Source organism: Rhizorhabdus sp. P4_G6 (genome assembly GCF_056401045.1).
In genome coordinates, this window is the sequence record NZ_JBFUKC010000005.1 from 150,794 (window position 1) to 173,089 (window position 22,296).

Annotated in this window: 27 protein-coding genes; 12 read left to right on the top strand and 15 right to left on the bottom strand. The window is 65.3% G+C overall.

The genetic code is table 11. From position 1 onward, the window contains the following. The first annotated feature begins 46 nt into the window (after positions 1 to 46). On the top strand, positions 47 to 508 hold the full coding sequence (locus AC1DPF_RS08065) for a peroxiredoxin (RefSeq protein ID WP_477960658.1): 462 nt from the start codon (positions 47 to 49) through the stop codon (positions 506 to 508). 149 nt (positions 509 to 657) lie between these two features. Further along, positions 658 to 891 carry a hypothetical protein gene (locus AC1DPF_RS08070; protein ID WP_477868892.1) on the top strand — a complete coding sequence of 78 codons (234 nt, stop codon included), beginning with the start codon at positions 658 to 660 and terminating at the stop codon, positions 889 to 891. 31 nt (positions 892 to 922) lie between these two features. On the opposite strand, the gene AC1DPF_RS08075 is transcribed toward AC1DPF_RS08070, so the two are convergent. After that, positions 923 to 1,114: a hypothetical protein gene (locus AC1DPF_RS08075; RefSeq protein WP_477868890.1), complete on the bottom strand. Its 192-nt coding sequence runs from the start codon at positions 1,112 to 1,114 to the stop codon at positions 923 to 925. A gap of 192 nt (positions 1,115 to 1,306) precedes the next feature. Here AC1DPF_RS08075 and AC1DPF_RS08080 point away from each other — a divergent pair, with 192 nt between their 5' ends. Next, positions 1,307 to 1,726, top strand: a complete 420-nt coding sequence (locus tag AC1DPF_RS08080; protein WP_477960625.1) for a VOC family protein — start codon at positions 1,307 to 1,309, stop codon at positions 1,724 to 1,726. A gap of 106 nt (positions 1,727 to 1,832) precedes the next feature. Here the strand turns inward: AC1DPF_RS08080 and AC1DPF_RS08085 are convergent, their stop codons facing one another. Both AC1DPF_RS08085 and AC1DPF_RS08090 read right to left on the bottom strand, forming a co-directional pair. Further along, positions 1,833 to 2,309: an RNA pyrophosphohydrolase gene (locus tag AC1DPF_RS08085; RefSeq protein WP_477960627.1), complete on the bottom strand. Its 477-nt coding sequence runs from the start codon at positions 2,307 to 2,309 to the stop codon at positions 1,833 to 1,835. Then, positions 2,306 to 3,256 (bottom strand): alpha/beta hydrolase, encoded by a 951-nt coding sequence (locus tag AC1DPF_RS08090; protein ID WP_477868884.1) that lies wholly within the window; start codon positions 3,254 to 3,256, stop codon positions 2,306 to 2,308. Before AC1DPF_RS08090 ends, AC1DPF_RS08085 begins: the two co-directional genes overlap by 4 nt. Positions 3,257 to 3,291: 35 nt before the next feature. Here AC1DPF_RS08090 and AC1DPF_RS08095 point away from each other — a divergent pair, with 35 nt between their 5' ends. From AC1DPF_RS08095 to xth, 5 genes are all read left to right on the top strand, one after another. Then, entirely contained in the window at positions 3,292 to 4,215 is a 924-nt protein-coding gene (locus AC1DPF_RS08095; RefSeq protein ID WP_477868882.1) for a histone deacetylase family protein, read from the top strand. Continuing rightward, positions 4,215 to 5,081, top strand: coding sequence for a ferritin-like domain-containing protein (locus AC1DPF_RS08100; protein WP_477868880.1), 867 nt, complete (start codon positions 4,215 to 4,217; stop codon positions 5,079 to 5,081). Before AC1DPF_RS08095 ends, AC1DPF_RS08100 begins: the two co-directional genes overlap by 1 nt. A 147-nt stretch (positions 5,082 to 5,228) precedes the next feature. Further along, the gene (locus AC1DPF_RS08105; protein ID WP_477868878.1) at positions 5,229 to 5,813 is read left to right on the top strand and encodes a M23 family metallopeptidase; all 585 of its coding nucleotides are present in this window, start codon (positions 5,229 to 5,231) and stop codon (positions 5,811 to 5,813) included. 76 nt (positions 5,814 to 5,889) lie between these two features. After that, positions 5,890 to 6,225 carry an iron-sulfur cluster insertion protein ErpA gene (erpA, locus tag AC1DPF_RS08110; RefSeq protein ID WP_477868876.1) on the top strand — a complete coding sequence of 112 codons (336 nt, stop codon included), beginning with the start codon at positions 5,890 to 5,892 and terminating at the stop codon, positions 6,223 to 6,225. A 65-nt stretch (positions 6,226 to 6,290) separates the two neighbouring features. Beyond that, positions 6,291 to 7,067 carry an exodeoxyribonuclease III gene (gene xth, locus AC1DPF_RS08115; protein WP_477868874.1) on the top strand — a complete coding sequence of 259 codons (777 nt, stop codon included), beginning with the start codon at positions 6,291 to 6,293 and terminating at the stop codon, positions 7,065 to 7,067. Between the two features lie 9 nt (positions 7,068 to 7,076). Here the strand turns inward: xth and AC1DPF_RS08120 are convergent, their stop codons facing one another. The 6 genes from AC1DPF_RS08120 to lptF form a co-directional block, all read right to left on the bottom strand. Next, positions 7,077 to 7,370 (bottom strand): DUF1244 domain-containing protein, encoded by a 294-nt coding sequence (locus tag AC1DPF_RS08120; RefSeq protein ID WP_477868872.1) that lies wholly within the window; start codon positions 7,368 to 7,370, stop codon positions 7,077 to 7,079. 10 nt (positions 7,371 to 7,380) lie between these two features. Further along, positions 7,381 to 8,013, bottom strand: coding sequence for a LysE family translocator (locus tag AC1DPF_RS08125; RefSeq protein ID WP_477868870.1), 633 nt, complete (start codon positions 8,011 to 8,013; stop codon positions 7,381 to 7,383). A gap of 61 nt (positions 8,014 to 8,074) precedes the next feature. Then, positions 8,075 to 9,223, bottom strand: a complete 1,149-nt coding sequence (locus AC1DPF_RS08130) for a GNAT family N-acetyltransferase (RefSeq protein ID WP_477868868.1) — start codon at positions 9,221 to 9,223, stop codon at positions 8,075 to 8,077. Continuing rightward, entirely contained in the window at positions 9,223 to 9,930 is a 708-nt protein-coding gene (locus AC1DPF_RS08135; RefSeq protein ID WP_477869270.1) for a sterol desaturase family protein, read from the bottom strand. Before AC1DPF_RS08135 ends, AC1DPF_RS08130 begins: the two co-directional genes overlap by 1 nt. A gap of 171 nt (positions 9,931 to 10,101) precedes the next feature. Next, positions 10,102 to 11,196: an LPS export ABC transporter permease LptG gene (lptG, locus tag AC1DPF_RS08140; protein WP_477868866.1), complete on the bottom strand. Its 1,095-nt coding sequence runs from the start codon at positions 11,194 to 11,196 to the stop codon at positions 10,102 to 10,104. Then, positions 11,193 to 12,395, bottom strand: coding sequence for an LPS export ABC transporter permease LptF (lptF, locus tag AC1DPF_RS08145; protein ID WP_477868864.1), 1,203 nt, complete (start codon positions 12,393 to 12,395; stop codon positions 11,193 to 11,195). Before lptF ends, lptG begins: the two co-directional genes overlap by 4 nt. Before the next feature lie 117 nt (positions 12,396 to 12,512). Here lptF and AC1DPF_RS08150 point away from each other — a divergent pair, with 117 nt between their 5' ends. The 3 genes from AC1DPF_RS08150 to AC1DPF_RS08160 are packed head-to-tail and all read left to right on the top strand — an operon-like array spanning position 12,513 to position 14,932. Further along, on the top strand, positions 12,513 to 13,031 hold the full coding sequence (locus AC1DPF_RS08150) for a DUF2141 domain-containing protein (protein WP_477868862.1): 519 nt from the start codon (positions 12,513 to 12,515) through the stop codon (positions 13,029 to 13,031). 3 nt (positions 13,032 to 13,034) lie between these two features. Beyond that, positions 13,035 to 13,997, top strand: a complete 963-nt coding sequence (locus AC1DPF_RS08155; RefSeq protein ID WP_477868861.1) for a diacylglycerol/lipid kinase family protein — start codon at positions 13,035 to 13,037, stop codon at positions 13,995 to 13,997. 11 nt (positions 13,998 to 14,008) lie between these two features. Next, entirely contained in the window at positions 14,009 to 14,932 is a 924-nt protein-coding gene (locus tag AC1DPF_RS08160; protein ID WP_477868859.1) for a hypothetical protein, read from the top strand. A gap of 40 nt (positions 14,933 to 14,972) precedes the next feature. On the opposite strand, the gene AC1DPF_RS08165 is transcribed toward AC1DPF_RS08160, so the two are convergent. The 3 genes from AC1DPF_RS08165 to AC1DPF_RS08175 form a co-directional block, all read right to left on the bottom strand. Then, positions 14,973 to 16,958, bottom strand: coding sequence for an ATP-binding protein (locus AC1DPF_RS08165; protein ID WP_477960630.1), 1,986 nt, complete (start codon positions 16,956 to 16,958; stop codon positions 14,973 to 14,975). 65 nt (positions 16,959 to 17,023) lie between these two features. Beyond that, a complete protein-coding gene (spt, locus tag AC1DPF_RS08170) occupies positions 17,024 to 18,226 on the bottom strand; it encodes a serine palmitoyltransferase (protein WP_477868855.1) in 1,203 nt (400 codons plus the stop codon). A gap of 6 nt (positions 18,227 to 18,232) precedes the next feature. Beyond that, positions 18,233 to 18,475: an acyl carrier protein gene (locus AC1DPF_RS08175; RefSeq protein WP_477868853.1), complete on the bottom strand. Its 243-nt coding sequence runs from the start codon at positions 18,473 to 18,475 to the stop codon at positions 18,233 to 18,235. A gap of 116 nt (positions 18,476 to 18,591) precedes the next feature. On the opposite strand from AC1DPF_RS08175, the gene AC1DPF_RS08180 reads away from it, so the two are divergent. Then, complete coding sequence (locus AC1DPF_RS08180) at positions 18,592 to 19,131, top strand: Pycsar system effector family protein (RefSeq protein WP_477868851.1); 540 nt, start codon at positions 18,592 to 18,594, stop codon at positions 19,129 to 19,131. Positions 19,132 to 19,186: 55 nt separating this feature from the next. Here AC1DPF_RS08180 and AC1DPF_RS08185 read toward each other — a convergent pair whose 3' ends face one another. The 3 genes from AC1DPF_RS08185 to obgE are packed head-to-tail and all read right to left on the bottom strand — an operon-like array spanning position 19,187 to position 22,269. Next, entirely contained in the window at positions 19,187 to 20,092 is a 906-nt protein-coding gene (locus AC1DPF_RS08185) for an SDR family oxidoreductase (protein ID WP_477960632.1), read from the bottom strand. Then, positions 20,089 to 21,210, bottom strand: a complete 1,122-nt coding sequence (proB, locus tag AC1DPF_RS08190) for a glutamate 5-kinase (protein ID WP_477960634.1) — start codon at positions 21,208 to 21,210, stop codon at positions 20,089 to 20,091. Before proB ends, AC1DPF_RS08185 begins: the two co-directional genes overlap by 4 nt. Before the next feature lie 15 nt (positions 21,211 to 21,225). After that, on the bottom strand, positions 21,226 to 22,269 hold the full coding sequence (gene obgE / locus AC1DPF_RS08195) for a GTPase ObgE (protein WP_477868845.1): 1,044 nt from the start codon (positions 22,267 to 22,269) through the stop codon (positions 21,226 to 21,228). Positions 22,270 to 22,296: the final 27 nt, after the last annotated feature.

Consider the following 22,296-nt stretch of genomic DNA (forward strand, 5'->3'; position numbering starts at 1 on the left):
CGGGCGCAGCCCATCCTAAGAGGTGGTATCCACAAGAGGACAGATGATGCTGCAGCCAGGCGACAAGGCCCCCAACGTGACATTGGCGCTGCCCGACGGGACCACGACCAGCGTCGCTGACCAGGCCGGAAAGATCCTCGTCCTCTATTTCTACCCGAAGGACGACACGCCCGGCTGCACCACCGAGGCCCAGGGCTTCACCGCGCTGGCCGGCGCCTTCGCCGCGAAGGGCGCGACGATCATCGGTGTCTCGAAAGACACGCCTGCGAAGCACAAGAAGTTCATCGACAAATATGACCTGAAGGTCCAGCTCGCCTCGGACAGCGACGGCAGCCTCTGCGAGGCGTTCGGCACCTGGATCGAAAAGACGCTCTACGGCCGCAACTATATGGGCATAGATCGCGCGACCTTCCTGATCGGCGCGGACGGCAGGATCGCCCGGATCTGGCGCAAGGTGAAGGTCAAGGGCCATGCCGAGGAGGTGCTGGCCGCGGTCGAGGCGATCTGATGCCTGTTCATTCCAGCATGGATTGAACGGCGGCTACCGCATTGCATCAATCCCGGCCATTGGTGCGCAAGCCAGCCTTTGTCCCAGCTGCACTTGACACCTGCAACGGCATAGAGCGTCTCATTCCATCAGACTGGAAGCGTAGCCCCATGAACGACCGTCAGCAGGATCTCCTCGCGCAGATCGTATGTGAAGTTCTTGAAGCCAATCGTTCCGAACTAGGGGCCAGTTATATTTCTTCGCCAGCGATCCGCGAAGCGCTGGTCACGATACTCGCGATGTCGGTCGAGGCTGGCGACAACAAGGCCGGTGCAGACATCCGGGCTGCCGCCGAGCGTGCGGCATATCAATTGCGTGAGGACATCATTCCTTTCCTGGAATGAGATCGCCAGCACCCGCCGGCCTGCTGGCGTCTCAGTACACGTCCGAAGCTTCGGGCCGCCCCATCGCAAACCGGATGCCGATGGTGAGCAGCGCCCATGTGGTGACGAAGGCATAGCCCAGCAGCGGCCAGACCATGCTGCGGACATCGACCAAAGCCATGAAGACCAACGTCAGCAAGGCGGCAACGATCATGGCGCAGAGCGCGATCAGGAAGAGTCTCATCGGTCGCATCCTTCGATTGCCCCCGATCCATGTACTACGCCTGCTCCAGCCGGAACTCGAATCATCTTCTGCGGCCTTCCAGCTATTCCACACCGGATTGAACCGAACGACGGTTGCGACCAAAGCCAGACGCTTGATCCGTTGCCCGCTCCGCCCGATAGCAGATGGTAGAACAGAAGCGCGAGATGGACGATGGGAGCAGGTGTAAGCGGTTTGAACCACATCACGCTGGCGGTTGCGGACGTTGAGCGTTCCTTGGCATTCTATCGTGACGTTCTCGGTTGTACCACCCGAGCGGTGTGGGCCGACGGCGCCTATCTTGAGGCTGGGACGTTATGGCTTTGCCTTTCCCGCGATCACCACGCACGGTCGTCACCGCACCCGGATTATAGCCACATCGCCTTTAGCGTGTCCGAGGCGGATTACGGGGCGATGAGAGAGCGCCTGATGGCCGAATGCATCATCTGGAAAGACAACAGAAGCGAGGGAGCTTCGACCTACTTTCTCGATCCAGACGGGCATAAACTCGAAATCCATTTGGGGTCGCTTGAGAGCAGATTGTCCCACTATCGCGAGAACCCGTCCAAAGGCGTGCATGTGTTGGACAACTGATGCGCCTCAACGGCAGAAAATCTGATTATCGTACCGAAATCTGCCCGGCAGCTAACACCCGTCTCCCTCCTTCCCGCTTTCACGACCAGCCTCGCCGAAAGCGAGCTTATCGCGGCAGAAACTCCGAAAAAGCCTCCACCACCTGCGCATAAAGCGTTCGCTTGAACGGCACGATCAGGTCGACCAGCTCGCGCGCATCGACCCATTTCCAGGCGCGGAACTCGGGTTGGGGGGTGTCGATGTTGACGTCGGCGTCGGTGCCGAGGAAGCGCGCAGCGAACCAGTACTGGCTCTGGCCGCGATATTTGCCGCCCCAGATCTTGCCCTGCAGCTCGGGCGGCAGGTCGTAGAGCAGCAGCTCGGGCGCCTGGCCCAATATCTCCACCAGATGGGGCGGAATGCCGGTCTCCTCCTCCAGCTCGCGCAGTGCGCCGGCCTGGGGATCTTCGCCGGCGTCGAGGCCGCCCTGCGGCATCTGCCAGGCCTCGAGCTGGCTGTCGATGCGTTGGGCGACGAACACCTTGTCCTCGCTGTTGAGCAGCATCACCGCCGCGGCGGGACGGTAGGGCAGAGTCTTTTTCACGGGCGATATTCCTCGATCATCATCCGGAACGCGGCGAGGCAGCCGCGCAGGTCCTCCTGCGAGGACGGGATCGCCCGTCGCAGCGTCAACCAGCCGTGGATATTCCCCTTGGCCTCGCGATAGGCCACCGGCACGCCGGCCTCGATGCAGGCCATCGCATAGGCCCGGCCCTGGTCGAGCAGCGGATCCAGCGTCGAGGTCACGATCAGCGCCGGCGGCATGCCACGCTGGTCGCCCAGGCGGGGCGAGGCGCGCCAATGGTGGAAATCCGGATTATAATGCTCGTTGAACCAGCGCAGCGTATCCAGGCTGAGCATATAGCCCTCGCCCAGCCGCTCCGTGGACGGATAGCGCTTGCGGAGGTCGACCGCCGGATAGAGCGGCCAGATCGCGATCACCGGCAAGGCCGCCGGATGATTGCGCAGCGCCATGGCGGTGACGATGCTCAGCGTGCCGCCAGCGCTGTCGCCGGCCAGCGCGAGCGAATTGATCTGGCGGCCGAACAGCATGGCCTGCTCCGCCACCCAGCGCGTTGCGGCTTCGCAGTCGTCGGGCGCCGCCGGCCAGCCATGCTCGGGCGCGAGCCGATAGTCGATCGAGAGGAGCGGGAGATCGAGGCCGATCGCGATCTCGGCGCAGGCGGCGTCATAGGCCTCGAGATCGCCGAGCACGAAGCCGCCGCCATGGAAGAACACCACCAGCGGCCCGTCCCCGCGCCGCTCGCGGGCGTCGTAGAAGCGCGCCGGAATGGAGCGGCCGTCGGCAGCCGAGATGTAGAGATCCTCGCGCGTGGCGATCGGCGGGCTCGGCAACTCGGCGATGTGACGCAGCTTCGCGGACATCCGGCGCGCGGTGCCGACGTCCACCTCATGCGTCTTCGGACCATCCCGGCCGTTGAGATCGTCCAGAAAGGCGCGGACATCGGGGCGTACAAATTCCTGGGTCATGGCCTTCCATCGGTAAAAGGCGCTACGCTGGCAAGATGCTGCAGCTCGTCCATCATCCTTATTATGTCTCGCCGGCGGCGCCGGGCAGCGGCTTCAGCTTCGATAAATACGGGCTGGTGATGATCGCGATGGCGGAGACGCAGCTGCCGCACCGGTTGCACCAGCCGGAACCGATGCCGCGCCACTGGATCGAGGCGGTCCACGATCAGGCCTATGTCGCGGAAGTAGCGTCGTCGCAGGTTCCGCCCGAAAAGGCCCGCCGCATCGGCTTTCCCGTCACCGAAGGCGTAACGCGGCGCGCCTTCCTCGCGCCCGGCGGCACCTGGCTGGCGGCGAAGCTCGCGCTCGATCATGGCTATGCGGCCAACAGCGCGGGCGGCAGCCATCATGCGCTGGCGGATAGGGGCGCCGGCTATTGCATCTTCAACGACCTGGCCATCGCGGCGAACCGGCTGATCGCCGAAGGCGATGCCGCACGGATCATGATCGTCGATCTCGATGTCCACCAGGGCGACGGCACCGCCGTCCTGATGGCAGGGCGCGAGGACGTCTTCACCCTTTCCCTCCATGCGGAGAGGAACTTCCCCGCGCGAAAGGCGCAGTCCAGCTTCGATCTCGGCCTGCCCGACGCAACCGGCGACGAAGCCTATCTCGCCGCTCTCGCCGAGCATCTACCGTCCGCGCTCGACGGCTTCCGTCCCGATCTGATCCTGTACCAGGCCGGGGTCGACCCGCATCGCGATGACAAGCTCGGCCGGCTCGCGCTGAGCGACGACGGCCTGCGCGCGCGTGATCGCTTCGTGATGCGGCAGGCGCGGATGCGCGGCATACCGCTAGCCAGCGCGCTGGGCGGGGGCTATGGCGACGACCGCCTCGCCGTGGCGCGGCGTCATGTTCGCTCGATCCTCGCGCTCGACGAGGCGCATCGCGAATATGCGCGGGCCCAGGCGGCCTCCTGATGACGGGCCGTTTCGTGATGGACGTTTCCGCGGCCTGCCGAGCCGTCCTCGACGAGCCCGACCCGCTGGCGAAGGTAAAGGCCGCCCGCCGCGCCGCGCGCCGATGGCGGCTCGGTGAACTCGACTGGGCGTTTGCGACGCCGATGCCCGACAAGCCCGCCAGGACAGACCGGCCGCCCCTGCTGCCGCCAACGCGCATGCCCAGGCGCGGGCGGGCCGGATCGGAGCGGGCGCGGATCGCGATGCTGCACGCGATCGCCCATATCGAATATGTCGCGATCGACCTTGCCTTCGATCTCATCGGCCGCTTCGGCGCAGCCTTCCCTCGTGCCTTCGTCGATCGCTGGATGAAGGTCGGCGCCGAGGAAGCCATGCATTTCGCGCTGCTGGAACGCCGGCTGAATGCATGCGGCGCACGCTATGGTGACCTGCCCGCGCACGACGGCTTGTGGGAGGCCGCGCAGCAGACCGCCGGCGATCCGCTCGCCCGGCTGGCAGTGGTGCCAATGGTGCTGGAAGCGCGGGGGCTCGACGTAACCCCTTCATTGATAAGCCGTTTCGAAGGCGCTGGTGATCGCCGGTCGGCGCAGGTGCTGCGCCGCATCGCAACCGATGAGATCGCGCATGTTGCAGCCGGGGTCGAATGGTTCGGCTTTTTGTGCGGTGCGATGCGAATCGACTGCGTGCAGAGTTGGCAATCGCAGGTCCGCCTGCATTTCAGGGGGAGCATCAAGCCGCCATTCAACGACTCAGCCCGCCATGAGGCCGGGTTAACGAAAGAAATGATGGCTGGGGTTGCGGCGTCCTGTGATCTTTTTCACAACCGCCCGGTCGCAGAAGGGGGGGCAAATCCCGACGGCGAATAACAGGGCCCGGCCGGGTGTTTCGGTCGGGATCGTTCCGGTCGCGGGGGAATAATGCACTTCCTGAGCAATTTCGTACGGGCCGGTCTGCGCCTTCTTTCCAGCAACCTGCGCTCGAGTCGCACCAAGGCAATCGCCGCAGCACTGCTGATGACGTCCGTGGTGACGCCCGGCCTGGCCCAGACCGGGGACTCGTCTCCAAACGCCCAGTCGGCTGCCCAGTTCCAGGCTCTGTTCCAGTCCTGGAAGAAGCTCGACGCGATGGACAACGGGGTCATCTCGATCCCCTCGATCCAGCCGATCGCCAACTACACCTTCACCAGCGCCTTCGGCGTCCGCTCCGACCCGTTCCGTGGCTATGCCGCGATGCATGCCGGTGTCGATCTCGCCTCGCCGACCGGAACGCCGATCTACGCGACGGCTGACGGCATCGTTGACCGTGCCGAGTGGTTCGGCGGCTACGGCAACATGGTCGAGATCGATCATGGCAAGGGGATCGCCACCCGCTACGGCCATATGTCCCGCATTGCCGCGCATCCGGGTGAGCGCATCAAGCGCGGCGAACTGATCGGCTATGTCGGCTCGACCGGCCGCTCCACCGGCAGTCATCTCCATTATGAGGTCCGGATCGATGGTCATGCCGTCAACCCGATCCCGTTCCTCCAGTCCGCCAATTATCTGATGGCGGCGAGCCAACAGCGCTCCGACGTCGCGCTCGGCGGTCCCGAAGACTGAGCCGTGGCGGCATAAAAGGACCGCAGAAGCCTGCCAGCGATTGTCGGCGGGCTTCCAAGTGCCTATCTTCCCCGTCATGACAACCATCGCAGACATCGACCTGACCCCCTCCGCCGCTGCGCGCGTCGCCGCGATCGCGAAGAAGACGGGCAAGCCGGCGATCCTCCGGCTGGCCATCGACGGCGGCGGCTGTGCCGGCTTTCAGTACAAGTTCGAGCTGGCCGAAGCGCCGGCCGAGGACGATCTGGTCACGATCCGCGACGGCGTGTCGCTGGTGGTCGATCCGATGAGCCTCGACCTCGTCCGCGGCGGCGCGGTCGACTATGTCGAATCGCTCGGCGGCGCGGCCTTCCAGGTGACCAACCCGAACGCCGCCTCCGGCTGCGGCTGCGGATCGAGCTTCTCGATCTAGCTTGAGGGAGGGCAGTCGGAAGTTGAGCGGTGACGCCGCTCTCGCTGCGCGCTATCTCCTCGCCCATGAAAATCTCGACGTTCAACATCAACGGGATCAAGGCCCGTCTTCCTCGCCTGTTGGAGTGGCTTGAGCAGAAGGCGCCCGATGTTGCCTGCCTGCAGGAGATCAAGACCTCGGATGAAACCTTTCCTATCGCGGAGATCCAAGCTGCCGGATATGGCGCTATCTGGCACGGCCAGAAGGGGTTCAACGGCGTCGCCATCCTCGCCAGGGGAAGCCAGCCGATCGAGCGGCGCAAGGGCCTGCCCGACGACCCCGATCCCAGCCACAGCCGCTACATCGAGGCGGACGTCGAAGGGGTGATCGTCGGATCGATCTATCTGCCCAACGGCAATCCCCTGCCGGGACCGAAGTTCGAATATAAGCTCGCCTGGTTCGACCGGCTGATCGATCACGCCGCGGAGCTTTGGAAAAGCGAGGCCCCCGTCGTGCTGTGCGGCGACTATAACGTCATCCCCACGGCTTCGACCGACGACGTCTTTTCGGAGCGGGCGATGGCGAGCGACGCCCTCACCCAGCCGGAAAGCCGCTCCGCCTTTCGCCGGCTGTGCAACGGCGGGTGGACCGACGCCGTTCGCACCATCCATCCGCATGGCCCGGTCTATACCTTCTGGGACTATCAGGCGGGCGCCTGGCAGCGTGACGCGGGATTCCGCATCGACCACCTTATGCTGAGCCCCGCCGCCGCGGACCGGCTGACCGGTGCCGGCGTCGACAAGGATACGCGCGCGATGGAAAAGGCCAGCGACCATGCGCCGACTTGGATCACGCTGCGGTAGGAGACGCGCTCACGCGCGGTTCTTCGCTACGCTCGCATCCATCCGCGCGAGTTGCTCTGGCGTCGCCGCCGGCTGGCCGGCCTTCCACTGCGCATAAGGCATGCCATAGACCGCCTCGCGCGCCGCCTCCTTGTCGAGCGCGCCACCTGCCGCCTCGCCGACCCAGTCCGACAGGCAGTTGCGGCAGAAGCCGGCGAGCCCCATCAGGTCGACATTCTGCGCATCGGTGCGATGCTGCAGATGGCGGATCAGCCGCCGGAACGCGGTCGCGGCGGCCGCGTCGTCGATATCGTCGATCGTCAATGTCTCTCTCCTACCGGTGGCGCCACGCCAGCAGCGACACGCCGAACAGCATGAACAGCCCACCCGTAGCGCGATTGAACATCCTCTGCCATTCCGACCTGCGCATATAGCGCGCGAGCCCATGCCCGCCGCTGGCATAGGTGAAATACCAACTCATTTCGATCACGACGAAGGTTATCAGCAGGATCGCGAATTGCGGACCCTGGGGAAGCGCAGGGCTGACGAACTGGGGGAAGAACGCCGTCGCGAAGATCAGCGCCTTGGGGTTGCTGATGCTGATCACGAAGCCGCCGCGGAACAGCTCTGCGCCGCTCTCGCGGCGCGCATCCATGTCGCAGCCCGCGACGTCGAAGGGTGCGCTATCGTCGCGCCAGGCCCTGATCCCGATCCAGACCAGGTAGAGCGCACCGACGATCTTGATCGCGTTCAGGGCGTGAGGCAGCACCGACAGCAACGCACTCATGCCAAGTGCCGAGAGACCGAAAAGGCCCAGCAGCCCCAGCATGCACCCGAGCATGGCGAACGATGCGCGCACTATTCCATGCCGCATGCCCTGGCGCATCACATGCAGCATGTTCGGTCCCGGCATGGCCGAGATCAGGAAGGTTGCGCAGACGAAGATCCACCAGGATTGCAGGGTCATGTCGCGGCTCTACGCCGTTCACGCGAAATCCGGAATGCCCCTTCCGCCGGTCGCGGCGCGATCACAAGGCCTTGGAATATATCCGGTAGGTCTTGTTGACGCTGCCCTCGACCGTCTCGGCGATCGAGCGCATCCCCTGGTTGTTGTCGAGGATCCAGCCGATCTCGGCGCGGGTCGCACCATAGTTGGCCACCGAATCACGGCGGATATACTCGATCATCATGAAGGCGAGCTGGCTGGCAAGGCGTGTCGCCTGGAGCTTTTTCACGACGCCCATCAGCGGCACTCGCATCGTGCTCACCTGCGGCCTGCGCAGCCGCCACAGCAGCTTCGCCCAACCGAACGGGAACAGCCGCCCGTCGAGGTCGGCGGTCAGTTCGTTGAGGTCGGGCAGCGTGAGCATGAAGGCTACGGGCTCTCCGTCGACCTCGGCGACCCGGATCAGGTCCTCGAACACGATCGGCTTCAGCTTGCGGCCGGTATAGGCGATCTCGCTAGGGGTAATCGGCACGAAACCCCAATTGTCCGACCAGGCATCGTTGAGGATCGACAGGATCAGCGCCGCCTCCTCGTCGAAGCGGCTCTTGTCCACCTTGCGGATGCGGATGCGCGAATTGCGCTCCCCGGAACTGACGATACGCTGGACCAGCGCCGGAAAAGGCTGCGCGATGTTGACCGCGTAGCACAGCAGGTCCTTGACGCCGGCATAGCCGAGCGGCTCGATCCAACCCTGATAGGCGGCATTGTGATGGCCCATCATCACTGTCGGCGAATGATCGTGGCCGTGGACGAGCAGGCCCGGCTCTTCCCAGATCGAGCAGCTGATCGGGGCCATCACGCTCGTCATGCCCTTGGCCTTGAGCCAGGCCTCGGCCTCGGCAATCAGGGCGGTGGCGATGTCCTGGTCGGCTGCTTCGAGCAGGCCCCAATTGCCGATCTCGGGGCCGCCGCCCTGCTCGGCCGGCATCGACAGCCAGAGATGATCGATATGCGCCGAAATGCGGCCCAGCGGCTTGCCATCCCGCTCGGCGATGAACAGCTGCTGTTCGGCATGCTCGTAAAAGGGGTTCTTGCCCGGGGTGATGAGCTCCATCGCCTCGATCCGCAGCGGCGGAACCCAGTTCGGATCGTCGGCATTGAGCCGATAGGCGAGATCGATGAAGAGTTTCCGGTCCGCCTTGCCGGCCACCGGGCGGACGGTGACGGCCATCAGTGCTTGATGCGCTGGCTCGGGTGGCCGGTAGCGACACCGCCGGACAGGCGCGCGACGTGTGGATAGCGCTCGGCCACCTCGGGCGTGTAGCCGAGGTTGAACACAGTCTCGCTCTTCCTGTCCTTGTCGATCCGCTCGTAATAGGTGCCGAACAGCCTGTCCCAGAAATAGTTGGTGATGCCGAAATTGCCGCGCTCGTCATGGAAATGATGGGCCATGTGGCGCGCCTTCATCTCGGCGAGCGTCCTGTTCTTCGGCTTGTAGGCCAGATGCTGGATGCAGTGGCAGAATTCGTAGAAACAGGTCGTCAGCAGCCCCGCCGCCAGGCCGGCCAGGGCACCGCCGGTACCGCCGATCGCATAGCCGACCGGCGCCGTCGCCAGCGCGATCGTCGGCAAGGTCGTGTGGAGCGCGCCGAACAGGATCTCGAGCCGGTTCGGATCCTGGTGATGATCGTAATGGATACGCTTCCAGGTCGCGGCCAGCAGCGGCACCTTGAACATCCAGCGGCTGTGCAGCACCCAGCGGTGAAGGCAATACCAGACGAGCGGATAGACCATCACAGCGACGCCGACCGACGCCAGCGTCGACAGCACCGGGGCCGGGTAGCGGACATAAAAGCCGATGGCCACCGAAGCGCAGGCGAGATAGCCGATGATCGCCGGATATTGAAAATAGGCGACAACCAGCTCGCGCAAGGTCATGCGGTCGAGGTGGTGCTCCTTGGCCCAGAAAGAGGGCTTGATGGCGGTCAGCTTCACTCGGAACCTCGAAATCAAGTCGATAGTCCCCCGTCAGGGACCCATATGGGGCTGCGCTCTGGCTTGGCAATGCGGCGCTTTTGCGACGGCGGCAAGGCCAAGCTTTGAAAGCTGCTATTCCTCGGTGCGGATCAGCACCGCTTCGCCGATCAAAAGGAACAACAGAAAGGGTGCCCAGGCGGCCAGCACGGGCGGATAGGCACCGAGATTACCCATCGCCAGCGCAAAATTGTCGGCGACGAAATAGGCGAAGCCGAGCGCCATGCCGACGACGGCACGGATGAACAGATGCCCGGTCCGGGCCAGACCGAAAGCGGCAACGGCGGCGAGGAGCGGCATCAGCACCGCCGAGAAAGGTCCCGACAGCTTGTGCCATAGCCCTGCTTCGAGCGGACCGGTCGGCCGGCCGGCGGCATCGAGATCGTGGATTGCCGAGCGAAGCTGCAGAATGGACCGCGCCGCCGGATCGACGCTGGCCAGGGTGAAGCGATCCGGTGTCACCCCGCGCCCGAACTCGAAGGCCGGCAGGCGCGTGGTTACCCCCCGCGAGACATCGAAGCGCGACACATTGGCGAGTCGCCAGCCGCCGCCGGCCTGCACCGCGCGAGCGCCCTTGACGATCGAGATGAGCCGGCCGCCGTCGCGATCGTAGATCGTAACGGTATCGAGCGTGGTCTGCGCTTGCCGGCCCCGCGCCGACACCGCATGAATCAGGTCGTCGCCGTCGCGGACCCAGACATTCGCGACGATGCCCCGATCCCTGGGGATGGGACCATAGCCCGCATCCTGCCAAGCGCTGAGGGTCGCGGTGGAGCGCGCGACCACCCGCTCGTTGAACATCAGCGAAACCAGCGCGACGCCGATGCTGGCGACCACCAGCGGCGCCAGGATCTGGTGCGCCGAGATGCCCGCCGCCTTCATCGAGATGATCTCGCTGTTCTGGTTCAGCGTGACGAAGGTGATCAACGTCGCGAGCAGCGCGGCAAAGGGCAGGAAGCGCGCGATGATCTGCGGCGTCCGCAGGGTCACATAGACCCATAGTTGGTGATCGCCATTGCCCGGATAGGCGAGGATGTCACCCGATTCGCCGAGCAGATCGAGCGCCATCAGCACGATCACCAGCGCCGCGAGGACCGCCGCGAAGCGGACCAGGAACATCCGCGCCATATAGAAGGTAATCGTTCGCGAGGCGAAGAAGGAGATGTTCATGCCGCCCGCCTCCGGCCGAGCTTGATCCAGCGGACAACCGCCTTCGCCGCCTTGTCGGCCACGCGTTCGAGCGCACCGATCGGCTGGCCGCCCGGCACGTGCGCGATCGTCCGGTACATCCACCACACCAGCGCAGCGAAGCCGAGGAAGGGTATCCACAGCGCGAGGATCGGGTCGATCCGGCCCAGGGCCGCCACGGAGGCCGCATATTCGTTGATCTTGTGCTGGGTGACGATCATCACGATCGACAGGAACACGCCGAGCGCGGAGGAGGAGCGCTTGGGCGGAATGGCGAGCGCCAGCGCCAGCATCGGCAGCAGCAGCATCGTTGCCACCTCGACCAGCCGGAAATGGAATTCGGCCCGGAACTGCGTGCGCTGCTTCTCCGGCGTGCTCTCCTTGTGCGCGATCACGGCGAGTTCCGGCATCGTCATTTCGAGATCGCGACCACCACGCTGGCGAAACGCCTCCATTTTCGGCAGGTCGATCGGCAGGTCATGGCCGACGAACTGGAGAACGCGCGGCTCCTTGAAGCTTGGCGCATCATGGACGAGCACGCCCTTCTGCAGCCGCAGGATGATCGTGTCCGGATCGTCGGTCGCCATGAACTGGCCATGCTCGGCGGTGACCGCCAGGCTCTTGCCGTCATTGGTCTCCGTCATGACGAAGATGCCGGACAGTTCCCGGCCACCGTCGCGGCTGGTTTCGACGCGGATCGTCATCCGCTTGCCGAGCCGGGTGAACTCACCCACCTTGATCGACGCGCCCAGCGCACCCGAACGCAGCTCGAAGCGGAGCCCCTCATAGGCATAGCGCGAATAGGGCTGGATGAAACCGACGATGGCGAGATTGAGCAGCGCCAGCGCGATCGCATAATAATAGGGCACACGCAGCAGCCGGCCATAGCTCATGCCGACCGCCCGGAACACGTCGAGCTCCGACGACAGTGCCAGCTTGCGGAAGGCGAGAAGGCAGCCCAGCATCAGGCCTATCGGGATGCCAAGCGACATATATTCCGGGATCAGATTGGCCAGCATCCGCCACACCACGCTGACCGGCCCGCCCTCCGAGACGACGAAGTCGAACAGGCGGAGCATCTTGTCGAGGGTGAGCAGCATCGCCGCGATCACGAGCGTCGCGAACAGCGGAGTTGCGATCAGTCGGGCGAGGTAGCGGTCGGTAAGCGTGTCAAATCTCAACTTTTGGACGCCCCGTGACCATGTTCTGGCCGCAATCGCAGCCCATTTTCCGACTCATGGGGCAGCGTACCGGCCATGCGTCTTCGCAGGGCTATAGCTTCCAGGAGTAGAGAGGTCATGTCGAAACTTGTGGCAGGGGTGGCTGGATTGATGCTTGCAGCGGCGGCTCCCGCCGGCGCGCGCGCAGCCGTGCTCGGCCCCGATGCGGCGGCATGCGACGGCAATGGTCCGGCGATGCTCGTCCATGTCGAAGGCTTGAAGAAGCGCAGCGGCGTAATCCGCGTGCAATCCTATGGCGGCAATCCGAGCCGCTATTTCGACAAGGGCAGCTATCTGCGGCGCATCGATGTGGCCGTGCCCGCCACGGGACCGATCGATATCTGCGTGTCGGTCCCGGGCAACGGCAACTATGCCGTTTCGGTTCGCCACGATCTCGACAATTCGGGTAGGACCGGCCCCTCCGACGGCGGCGGCATGTCGGGCAATCCGCGGCTTTCGCTGTTCGACGTGATGTTCAAGCGCAAGCCCGACCCGCGCCAGGTGCAGGTTTCGGTGCACGGCGTCGCGAAGGTTCCGGTGGTGATGAACTATGTCCAGGGCGGGTCGTTCGGCCCCGTCGCGATGGCGGCGCGCTGATCGATGGCCAGCGTCGCGCTCCTCTCCAATCCGCGCTCGACGGGCAATCTGTCGATGCTGCCGCGGATGCGGAGCTTTTGCGCGTCCCATAGCGACGTCTTCCACTATGAGGTCGAATCGATCGAACAGATCGGTGAGGCGCTGCGGACGATCGCCCGGGTGAACCCCAAGGTGCTGGTGATCAATGGCGGCGACGGCACCGTCCAGGCGGCGTTGACCGAGCTCTATCTCGGCGGCCATTTCGATGGCTCGCCGCCGCCGGTCGCGGTGCTGCCCAACGGCAAGACCAATCTGATCGCGCTCGACCTGGGCTCGGTCGGCGATCCCATCGTGGCGCTCAGCCGGGTGATCGAGATCGCCCGCACCGGCATCGAGGAGCATGTGGTGGTGCGCGAGCTGATTGCGCTTTCCGACGGTGTCGCCGGCAGCCGGCCGGTGCTGGGGATGTTCCTCGGCGGCGCCGGGCTCGCCGACACGATCCTCTATTGCCGCAACAAGATCTATCCGCTCGGCCTGCCCAACGGCATCAGCCACGTACTCACCGCGGTTGCGGTGCTGGCGACGCTGATCCTGGGTATCCGGACCGCTTTCCTGCCGCCCGCAGCGACTCCCCTCAAAGTGTCGATGATGCGGCAGGGCCAGCTTCACGGGCGCTTCTCGCTGCTGATCGTGACGACGCTGCACAAGCTGCTGCTGGGCAGCAGCGTGCCCGGCACGGGATCGCTGCAGATGATGGTCGTCGAGCAGCGCCCCCTGCCGCTGCTGCGAGCGATATTCGCCGGGATGTTCGGCCGGGTCGGGCGCGACCAGATGGACGGCGTCCACTTTGAGCGCGGCGACGAGATCCGCATCGAGGGAGATCGTTCGAGCGTAATCCTCGATGGGGAAATCTTCCAGGCCGACCCCGGCAGGCCAATCGTCCTCAAGACCACTCCGCCGGTCCCGTTCTTGCGCCTCGCTGCCTGAGCGGGCGTCCCATGTTCCTCGAACAGCTGGTCGCAGCCGAGCTTGCGGAGCCGGTCGATGCTCGCGTCACGGCGATGGCCGCAGCCATTGCGGCGCGCTACGGCCCGGCCGCGCGGGCCGTGCTGTTCTATGGATCCTGCCTGCGCGAGGCCAATCTCGACGGGCTGATGCTCGATTTCTACCTGATCGTCGATGATTATGCGCGGGCCTTTGGCAAAGGCTGGCTCGCCTTCGCCAACCGGCTGCTGCCGCCGAACGTCTTTCCATTTGAGCATGAGGGGCTGATCGCCAAATTTGCCGTGCTCAGCGAAAGCGATTTCGCACGGCTCGCGTCGTCGGAAACCCGGAATGTCTCGGTCTGGGCGCGCTTTGCACAGCCGTCGCGGCTGATATGGGCGGCCGACGAAGCGGCGCGGAGAAGCAGCATTGCGGCGATCGCGGGCGCGGCGCCGGCGCTGCTCGCGGCAGCGCGGCCGATGCTGCCCGACAGGCTCTCGATCGAAGCGCTGTGGGAGGGAGCGTTCGCGCTGACCTATCGCGCCGAACTGCGCGCCGAGCGGACCGGGCGCGCGGCATCCGTGGTGAGCGCCGATCCCGGGCGCTTCCGCCGCTTCACCGCACCAGCGCTCGACGCCGCCGGGCTGGAGGCGGAGATCGAGGACGATATCATAGGGTTTCGCCGTCCGCTCAGTGCCGCGGATCGTCGGGCCGGCGCGGCGACCTGGCAGCGCCGTCGGCGCGAAGGGAAGGCACTGACCATCGCCCGGCTCGCCAAGGCCAGCACGACCTATGCCGGAGGCATCGATTATCTGGCCTGGAAGATCAATCGCCATGCCGGCACCGCGATCACGATCAAGCCCTGGCAACGCCGCTGGCCGATCCTCGGCGCGATCAGCCTGCTGCCGCGACTGCTGTTGAAAGGCGCGGTGCGATAAGCTGGTTCGCTCTCGACAATGCTGGCGCTAGGCGAGCGGATCAGGCCGCCTGATATGTCGGCGTCTTGCCCTGGCGGCTCATCGCCTGGCCTATGGCCACGCCGAGCGCGGCGATTGTGAAAGGCTTGCGCAGCACCTCATGTCCCGCAAAGTCGTCGCTTTGGCCGGCTTCCCCGACATAGCCGGTCACGAACAGCACGGCTGTGCGCGGATAGCGGCGGCCGATCGTGGCAACCAGCTCGGGGCCGGTCATGCCCGGCATCATCACATCGGTCAGCACCATGTCGAATCGCGCATCCTCCGCGAGAATCTCGAGCGCTTCGTCGCCCGAGCCGCAAGCCCGCACCTCGTGGCCCAGCTCCACCAGGCCATGGCGCGTCGATGCCTGGACACGCGGATCGTCCTCGACCAGCAGGATCGACAGCGATCCCAGTCTCGGCTTGGCCGCCGCCGAGCTTTCCGCCACCGACCGGTCGACCGCTGCGCCGATGTGGCGCGGCAGATAGAGCATGATCGTCGTGCCCTGGCCGACGGCCGATTGGACTCGCACATCGCCTTGCGATTGCCGCACGAAGCCGAAAATCTGGCTAAGGCCGAGGCCGGTCCCCTTGCCGACCGGCTTTGTCGTGAAAAAAGGTTCGAACGCCCGCGCGACGACCTCGGGCGACATCCCGCAGCCCGTGTCGCGGACGCTGATCCGGACATATTCGCCGGGCGCAATCCCACTTTGGTCGCCGGTGCCGATCGGCACGTCGGCTACCTCGATGTCGAGCCGGCCTGCTCCATCCATGGCGTCGCGGGCGTTCACCGCCAGGTTGAGGATGGCATTTTCAAGCTGGTGCGCATCAGCCCAGATCGACCAGCTCGCCTGGGACGCATCGACATTGACGCGGATTCGATCCCCCAGTGTACGATCGAGCAGGACGTTCATCCCCGCCACCAGCTTCGACGGTAGCACCGCGTCGGGAAGCAGCGGTTCGGCCCGTGCGAAGGACAGCAGCCGTCGCGTCAGCGCAGCCGCCCGGTCAGCGCCTTCCATCGCGCCATCGATATGGGTGATGACATCGGGCGAGCGCTGCGCCAGCTTGCGTCGCGCGAGATCGAGCCCGCCGACCACCACCGCCAGCATATTGTTGAAATCATGCGCAATGCCGCCGGTCAGCTGGCCAACCGCTTCCATCTTCTGTGCCTGGGCGAGCTGCGCCTCGGCGCGGGCTCGTGTCTCGGTCTCGGCACGCAGCTTCTCGTTGGCGCTGAGCAGTTCCTGGGTGCGCTCGGCAACCGCCGTTTCGAGCATGGCGGCGCGGTCGCCCTCTGCCTCGGCGAGTTCGTCCGCATAGGCGCGCTTCGCCGCCGTCGCCGCCGCAAGCCAGCCGAGCAGGATGGCGAGCGCGACGAGCGCCAGCCCGAGCACCGACAGCAGGGTGGAGAAGCTGTTTGCCCGCTCGGCCGAGAAGAAGGTCGCCTCGGATCTCCGCCCCAGCCGGGCCCGCTCATTGGCCGCGATCCGGTCGAGCGTATCGGAAATCGCCCGGACGTTGGCCGATTCGCCGGCGCGGTTGAACATGCCGATGGCGTACCAGCCCTTGCCGACATTGGCGAAGGCGGCCGCCGCCGCCAGTTCCTTGGCCCGCGCATCGCACAGCCCGTCGAGCCGGCGCACCAGCGGAATCTGGTCGGCCTGTCCGTCGGTGAGCTTTTCCAGCTGGCGTAGCTGGCTGCTCGCGCGCCGCCACTCGTCATAGTAGATCGTGCCGGTGCGGCGGTCGCCACTCACCACATAGCGACCCAGCGATGCCTCTGCACGTGCGAGCGAGGCATCGAGTGAGCGCGTCAACACCATGATGTCATAACTGCGTTGCTCGCGGACCAGCGCCTGATCGCGGGCCGCGTTCGAACGTGCCACCATCGTCACCACGGCGACCAACAGGCCCAGCGCCGCCAGCGCCAATATCGCGGCAGCGACCACTCGCCCCGTGGCCGGTGACAATTCCCGCCTCAAGGCCTCCGGAGAGAACGTCGCCATGCGCCCGTTGTACCGCAGCCGAACCGACGGGCAAAGCCGTCTAAATGCCGAATGCGATAGATTGCTCAGGCGATCACTCCGATTGCCCGGCCAGCCCGCTCGAACATGCCGAGAATCTCGTCGACCTGGGCGTCGCTATGCTCGGCGCACAGCGAACAGCGCAGCAGGAACATGCCGGCCGGGGTCGCCGGCGGACGCGCAGTATTCACATAGAGCCCGGCCTCGAGCAGCCCCTGCCACAGCCCGACCGCCTGGGCCATGTCGTCCAGGATGACGGCAATGATCGCCGACTGGGCGGTTTCGGTGCCGAGTTTGTAGCCCATGTCGCGCAGCCCCTGGTGCAGCCGCCGCGAGTTCTTCCACAGGTGCGCGCGCTTGTCCTGCGCGTGCATCAGCTTGCGGATCGAAGCCGCCGCCGTCGCAACCACCGATGGCGGTAGCGAGGCCGTGAACACATAAGGCCGGCAGACCAGGCGCAGCACTTCGAACTTGGGATGATTGGACACGCAAAAGCCGCCGACGGTGCCGACCGACTTCGAGAAGGTTCCGACGACGAAATCGATATCGTCGGAAACACCGGCTTCCTCGAACACGCCGCGGCCATGTTCGCCGAAGAAGCCCATGCCATGCGCCTCGTCGCACAGGATCATCGCGCCATGCTTCTTGGAAACCGCAACCATCTCCTTGAGCGGGGCGATGTCGCCCATCATCGAATAGACGCCTTCGAGCACGACGAGCTTGCCGGCCTCGGGTGGAAGCCGGCCGAGCCGCTTGTCGAGATCCTCGACCGAATTGTGGCGGAAGCGGATCACCTCGGCCTTGCCCAGGGCGCAGCCGTCATAGATCGAGGCGTGGCTGTCGGCATCGAGGATGATATAGTCGCCCTTGCCCGCGAGCGTCGAGATCATGCCGAGATTGGCCTGATAGCCGGTCGAAAACACGATCGCGTGCTCGGCCCCGTAAAACTCCTTGAGCGCGTCCTCGCATTCCCTGTGGGTCTGGTAGGTCCCGTTGAGGACGCGGCTGCCCGTGGTCCCCGATCCGAAGGCGTCGAGCGCGGCCTTGCCGGCCTCGATCACGTCGGCATCGAACGTCATGCCCATATAATTATAGGTGCCGAGCAGGATCGTGCGCTTGCCGTTGATCATGGCCTCTGTCGGCGACAGCACCTTCTCCATCACGATGCCGTAGGGATCGCGCACGCCGGTATCGAGCAACGCCTCGCGCTCGGCGATCAGCGGGTCGAATTTCGAAAAAAGATCGCTCACCGCTGCTCAGCCCTGCAATTTGACGACGGCATCGACAAGCTGGCCGACCGTCTCGATCTCCGCCTGCATGTTCATCGTGATGATGATGTCGAACTCGTCCTCGACCGCCGCGACGAAATCCATCACCGTCAGGCTGTCCCATTCCAGGTCGCCGGCAAAGCTGGTGCCGTCGGCCAGATCCACGCCCTTTTTGTTGAAGGGTTCGATCTGTTCCGCCACGCGGGTAAAAATATCGTCTCTGTCGCTCATGATGCGTCCTTAAGGTCGTTGTGCCGCGCATGACAAGCGATTGCGGCGGCTTCACGGCAGCGGCTTGGCGGCGATCCGATAGCGTGCCATGAATATGACAGGGAAAAGGGGATGCCATGCCAGCAGACGAGACGAGAGCACCGCCACGGGGCCAGTTTGCCCCCGACGCGGTCCATCTCCTGCGCACCGCCCAGCAGATCCAGTACCAGCTCAGCCAGATGGCCGATCAGAAGGCCAGCCTGCTGATGGGTGCCACCTTCGTCATCTTCACCATCACGGTGGGCCAGATCAAATCCGGCGGCGCGCCGACCGCGCTGCTCATCCTCGGCGCGACGGCCTTCCTGTCGGCGTTGCTGGCGGTCATGGCGGTGTTGCCATCGACCAAAGTCCCCCCGCAGGCCCATGGCCCGTCAAACATGCTGTTCTTTGGATCCTTCACCCAGATGCCCGAGGAGGATTTCGTCCAGCTCGTGCTCGACACGGTCACCGACAGCGATGCCGTCTATGCGGCTTTCGCGCATGACATCTACCAGAATGGCCGGGTGCTCGCGCGCAAGAAATACCGGCTGATCGGCTATGCCTATAGGGTGATGGTGGTCGGGCTGGTGCTCAGCTTCATCAGCTTCCTGTTGCACTTTGCGGCGGGGATCGGCTGAACTGCGTTGAAGCTCGTCCCAGCCAAGGGCCGCCTTTGCAACCGTGCCGGCCGGACTACAGCCAGCCTTGCGCCTGATACCAGTCGGCGGTCGCCTTCAGCCCGTCACCGGCCTTTATCGCCGGCTCCCACACCATAGCGGGTGGCCGCTTCTGCGCCACCCAGTCGGGATGGCAGAAATAACGAACCCGATCGGGCGTCAGCTTGGCGCGATCGCCCAGCCGCAGCCGCTCGGCGGTTGCGGCAAGACGCAGCACAAAGCGCGGCACAGCAAGCAAAACCACCCGCGATCGCCCAACCGCCCGGCCGAGCAGCGCGCCGAATTCGCGGTGGCTATAGCCATCGATGCGGCCATCGTCCGGCTCGTAAACCTGCCCGATCGCCGCACCAGTCTGGAGCAGGTCGACCAGCAGCCTGGCGAGATCGCCGGCCTCTATCAGCGACAGCCGTCCCGCCGGCGGCAGCGGCACCACGCCCTTGCGCTTGGCGATGCGGAACAGCTCGAGCATCTCGCGGTCGCCCGCACCATAGATGGCCGGCGGCCGAACGATCGTCCAGTCGAGCGGCGACTGGAGCAGGAGCGCTTCCGAGGCCGCCTTCGACCAACCATAATCGGAGAGATCGGGCTCACGCGCCGACAGCGACGACACATGGACGAAGCGCTTGATCCCGGCCGCTTCCGTCGCAGTCAGCAGCGAGGCGGTGCCGGTGACATTGGCGGCGACGAAGCCTGCCAGCGCCGGTGCGTTGATGGCACCAGCGATGTGGATCACGGCATCGGCGCCGCCAACCAGTGCAGCGAGGCTGTGATAATCGTCGAGCGTTCCCGGCACCCACTCGACATTGGGGCGAGGCAGTTGCGCGCTGCGCGCCAGCGCCCGGATGCTATGGCCCTGGGCCGCCGCCTCGCGCAGCACATGTCCACCGAGAAAACCCGTACCGCCCGTGATCGCCAGGATCACAGCACCACCATATGATCGCGATGGACCAAGGCAGAGCGCGGCGCATAGCCAAGGATCGCTTCCAGCGCGTCGCTGCGCCGCCCGACGATGCTTGCGGCATCGGACGCATCATATTCTACCAGGCCGCGTGCCACCACATGGCCGTCGGGCCCGACGATATCGACGACATCGCCGCGCGCAAAGCGTCCATCGACGGAGATCGCCCCGGCGGCGAGCAGGCTGCGGCCCTGGGTCAGTGCCTTGGCTGCACCGGCGTCGACCACCACCCGTCCCTTGGCGGTGAGACGCCCGGCCAGCCACGCCTTGCGCGCATTGCCGGCCTTTTCGCCGACGAACACCGTGCCATGGCCATCGGCGTCGAACGCCGCGAGCGGGTGCTCCCGCTTCCCCGAAATGATGGCGAGATGGGTGCCGGACCGCTGGGCGATCCGTGCTGCCTCCAGCTTCGAGATCATGCCGCCCGATCCCATGCCCGAGGCCGATCCGCCATCGGCCATCGCCTTGATCCGCGCGTCGATGCGGCGGACCTCGGGCACCAGCCGTGCGGTCGGATCACGATGAGGGTTGGCGGTATAAAGCCCATCGATATCCGACAGGAGGATAACCCCCTGCGCACCAGCCGCCTGGCCGATCCGGGCTGCGAGCCGATCATTGTCGCCGAAACGGATCTCCTCGGTCGCGACCGAATCATTCTCGTTGATGACCGGCACGACGCCCAGGCTCAGCAGCCGGTCGAGCGTCGAGGCGGCGTTGAGATAGCGGCGGCGATCCTCGAGATCGTCGAGCGTCACCAGGATCTGCGCCGCCGTCAGCCCCTGGGCGTGGAGCAGTTCCGCCCAACAATGCGACAGGGCGATCTGGCCTGTCGCCGCTGCGGCCTGTGCGTCTTCCAGGCTGGCGCGCCCGCCCTTGGTCAGCGCGAGCCGCCGCGCGCCCAGCGCGATCGCCCCGGATGAGACGACCGCAACCTTCTGTCCCGCCTGGTGCCGCGCGGCGATGTCTGCGACGACGCCGGCAAGCCAGTCGCGCCGCACCCGGCCCTCGGGATCGACGAGCAGCGCCGAGCCGATCTTGACGATCAGGCACGGGCAATTGGCCGGGTTGAAGCGGGCAGACATGCGGCTAAAGCGCCATCAGATGGGCGACCAAGGCTCCACCCCTTCATCGTCGTTGACCGCGACCTTGTCGGGCATCGGCCCCAATATCTCGATGATCCGGTCGAGCACCTGCTCGAGCCCTTCGCCGGTGGCACCCGACAGGCGCATCACCTCGACGCCGCTCTTCTTGGCGAGCTTCTTCACCAGCTTGTCGATCAGTTTGGGGTCGATCGCATCGATCTTGTTGAGCGCCACGATCTGCGGCTTGTCGGCCAGGCCCGCGCCATAGGCGTCGAGTTCCCCCTGGACGATCTCATAGGCATCGACCGGATCATCACCGCCCACATCGACCAGATGGAGCAGCACCCGGCAGCGCTCGATATGGCCGAGGAAGCGGTCGCCGATGCCGGCGCCTTCGGCCGCGCCTTCGATCAGGCCGGGGATGTCGGCGACCACGAACTCGCGGCTCTTGTGGCTGGCGACGCCCAGTTGAGGCCGCACCGTCGTAAACGGATAGTCGCCGACCTTCGCCTTGGCGTTCGACACTGCGTTGATGAAGGTCGACTTGCCGGCATTGGGCAGGCCCACCAGGCCGCAATCCGCGAGCAGCTTGAGCCGCAGCCACACCCACATCTCCTCGGCAGGCCAGCCGGTGCCATGCTGCCGCGGCGCCCGGTTGGTCGACGTTTTGTAGCTTGCGTTACCGCGCCCGCCGTCACCGCCGCGCAGGAACACCTCGCGCTGGCCGGGGACGGTGAAATCAGCGAGCACCTCTTCCTTGTCCTCGGACAGGATCTGGGTGCCGACGGGCACGCGGATGACCAGATCGTCGCCGCCTGCGCCGGTGCGGTTCGAGCCCGCCCCGCCCTTGCCGCGCGGTGCCCGGAAATGCTGAGTGTACCGGAAGTCGATCAGCGTATTCAGGCCGGGCACGGCTTCGAAGATGACGTCGCCGCCCTTGCCGCCATTGCCGCCGTCAGGGCCACCATATTCGACGAATTTCTCACGCCGAAAGCTGACAGCCCCCGGCCCGCCCGCACCCGAGCGAATGAAAATCTTGGCTTGATCCAGAAAATGCATCGCGCGCCTTTATACGAATTGGCGGCG